The sequence below is a fragment of the Myxococcota bacterium genome (assembly GCA_035498015.1).
Taxonomy (GTDB): Bacteria; Myxococcota_A; UBA9160; order SZUA-336; family SZUA-336; genus VGRW01.
In genome coordinates, this window is record DATKAO010000224.1 from 1 (window position 1) to 2,760 (window position 2,760).

A 2,760-nucleotide genomic window follows, 5' to 3' on the forward strand; every position below is an offset into this window, starting at 1 on the left:
GTCGAGGTGCATGTTCATGTAGGAGCCGATGAAGAACGCCAGCGCGTTGGTGGTCGTGCGGTCGCTGCGCTCCTGTGAGTCGCGCAGCGCGGTCTGGAAGTGCACGAGGTCCTTCCACATGCGCGTCATGTTCTCGCGCCGTTGGTCGAGCGACGGGCCGCCGAGCGGCGCGTTCTCCTCGGCCGACTTCTCGGGCTGGCCGAAGCTCTTGGGCAGATAGGTCTTGGAGCCGCAGCCCAGCGAGCCCGCCGCGAGCGCGAAGCACAGGCCGAGCCGAACGAGTGACCGGGTCATCTCACTGCTTCTCCTTGGCTTCCGCCGCCGAACGCAGCTCGTGGTACATGCGCCGCAACAGCGTGTGCACCGGGTGGTCGCGCCGCGTGCGCAGCTCCTCGGCCAGGCCGTCGGTGGCCAGTGTCTCCTTGTAGAGCGGGAGCGCCCGGGTGCGCGCGCTGATCTGCTGGTCGAGCCGGGCGACCTGCGCCTGCGCGTCGGACAGCGCCTGCGCCACGTCGGCCAGGTCCTGCGAGCCGGCGTCGACCCCGGCGTCGTCGGCCGCCGCCGGCACGTCGGAGCGCGACGACTTGCGCAGCTCGTCGCGCTTCTTGGTCAGGCGGTCGACCTCGCGCGCGGCGTCGCTGCGCTTGCTCGAGAGCGTGGACAGCTCGTGCTCGAGGTCGGGGATCTTCGTGCTCTCGGCGAAGCCCATGTACAGCACGACCTCGCTGTCGGCGAGCGCGCGGCGCACGCGCGCGATGCGGTCGGCCTCGGGCTCCTTCTGGTCGATCCACGACTGGATCGCGCGCGAGCGGGTCACGTGCTCGGCGATCGGGCGTGCGAGCGCCGCGTATTCGCTCTGCCGGCCGTGGCGCGCCAGCGCCGCGGTGATCGCCGGCCACAGCTCGCGATCGAACGGGAACAGCATGAGCGCGGCGCGATAGCGCTCGGTGCCCAGCCGCACCTCGCCCGGCGTGGGCTTCTGCGCGTAGGACAGCAGCGCGCCGCCGACGCCCTTCGCGGCCTCGAAGGCGGCGAAGTAGGCGGAGTCCGGCAGTGACTCCTTGCCTTCCTCGGTGGCGTACTGGTGGAAGAAGCTGAGATAGCGCCCGTACACGCGCGCGCCGTTGCGCGCCATCTCGTCGGCGCGCGCCGGCTCCTTCACGCTGCGCGACACGTAGTAGTCGCCGACGTTCAGGCTGGTCTCCTGGATCTCCTCCCAGAGCCGCTGCATGGCGTCGAGATACTGCTCGCGCGTCTGGTTGGAGAAGCCCTGCTTGCGCCACTCCTCGCCGGTGAGCGAGCCGCGCAGGGTGGCGTACACGCCGATCGCGCCCTCGATCGAGAAGGGCATCTCGATCTCGGTCTCGGAATCCCCGAGTCTCTGGCGCGCGGCGTACAGCTCGCCGATCTCGCGCAGCACGCGCGTGTACACCGCGCACTGGCCGCCCACGGTGCTCGCGCGCTTGAACGCGACCTCGTAGGCGCCCGCGGCGGTGCGCATGGCGCGCTGCGTGTCGGCCGAGAGCCCCTGCTTGGCCAGGAGCGACCGCGCGTTCTCGTGCTGCTTGCTGGCCTCGAGCAGCGCCAGCGTGAAGGTCAGGCTGCCCTCGTCGGACTCGGCGCCGTTCAGGCGCTCGACGATGCGCTCCAGGTACGCGCGCGACGAGGCGGCGGCGGGAATCACGTCGGGATACGCGCCGACCCGGTTGTCGTACAGCATGCGCACGACCACGCCCAGCGGGTCGAGCTCGCGGTCGACGCCCTTCTCCTGCGTGCGCAGCACGATCAGGCGCGCCAGGTTCTCGTACACGTACGGCAGCGCCGCGACGAAGCCCGAGTTCGGCGAGTCACTGAGCGAGAGCGTGTCGAGCGTGGCGTAGGTGGCCTCGATCGGCACCACCACGGTGAGCCACAGGTCGAACACCTCGCTCACGAAGTCGCCGGCGTTGCCGCGCTCGAGCGCGCGGTGCGCCAGGATGTAGTGATACCAGTAGCTGTTCTCGTGCCGGTCGAGCCGGTGCGCCAGCTCGCGGATGGTCTTGGCGCTGGTCTCCAGCTGGTCCGCGTTTCCGCTCTGCAGATACAAGAGCAGGTACGCGATCGCCTTGCGCCGGGTCTGGTTCTCGGCGTCGTTGCCCTCGCCCTCGTGCGGCGCGAGCGTGCCGAAGTAGTCGGTCGTGTAGCGCTCCAGCGAGACGCCGGCTTCGTTGCCGTAGCCCTTGAGGCGCTCGGACAGGGACTTGGCGTCGGCGGAGGAGTACACGTACGCGTAGTCGAGATACCCCGACCACACCTGCGACTCCGAGCCGGCCTGCGCGGCACGCGCTCCCAGCGCGAGCGCGAATCCCAGCCCGACGGCCATGCGAATCAGTTTGTTCATCGGGCCCCCCCGCGAAGACACGACAGCGCGTATGACAGCTCGGCGCAGCGGTCGCCTTCCGCGCGCCCCGGTGCACGGTCGATCCACATCAGTACTGCGTTCAGGTTCTTGGTCTCGACGAAGCGGTAGCGCCCGGCGGCGCTCGCACACTCCTCACGATTCCGAACGGCTGCGAGCACCTTTTGCTTGAGATCGTCTTCCAACCGATCGTTCCGGCACGCGGCCAGTGACCCGAGCGGCACGCCGCGCAGCTTGGCGTTGGGCTGGCTGGGCCCGGCCTGCGCGCGCGGCGCAGTCACTTCGGCGCGTTCGTAGCCACGCGAGTCACTCTGCGCCGCGGCCGCCTCGCGCGCGCCGGCGTTGCCGATGCCCGGCATGGC

Annotated in this window: 3 protein-coding genes; all 3 read right to left on the bottom strand. The window is 70.1% G+C overall.

What is annotated here, in order from left to right; all coding sequences use genetic code 11:
- On the bottom strand, positions 1 to 294 hold a 294-nt coding region (locus tag VMR86_19775), incomplete at its 3' end, for a hypothetical protein (GenBank protein ID HTO09301.1).
- 1 nt (position 295) lies between these two features.
- Positions 296 to 2,380, bottom strand: a complete 2,085-nt coding sequence (locus VMR86_19780) for a hypothetical protein (protein HTO09302.1) — start codon at positions 2,378 to 2,380, stop codon at positions 296 to 298.
- Positions 2,377 to 2,760 (bottom strand): hypothetical protein (locus tag VMR86_19785; GenBank protein ID HTO09303.1); only part of this gene is annotated, 384 nt, incomplete at its 5' end. The genes VMR86_19780 and VMR86_19785, both read right to left, overlap by 4 nt.

Coding starts and splice junctions, on each gene's coding strand:
- VMR86_19780 (HTO09302.1), bottom strand. CDS start 2,380: ATGAACAAACTGATTCGCATGGCCGTCGGGCTGGGATTCGCGCTCGCG.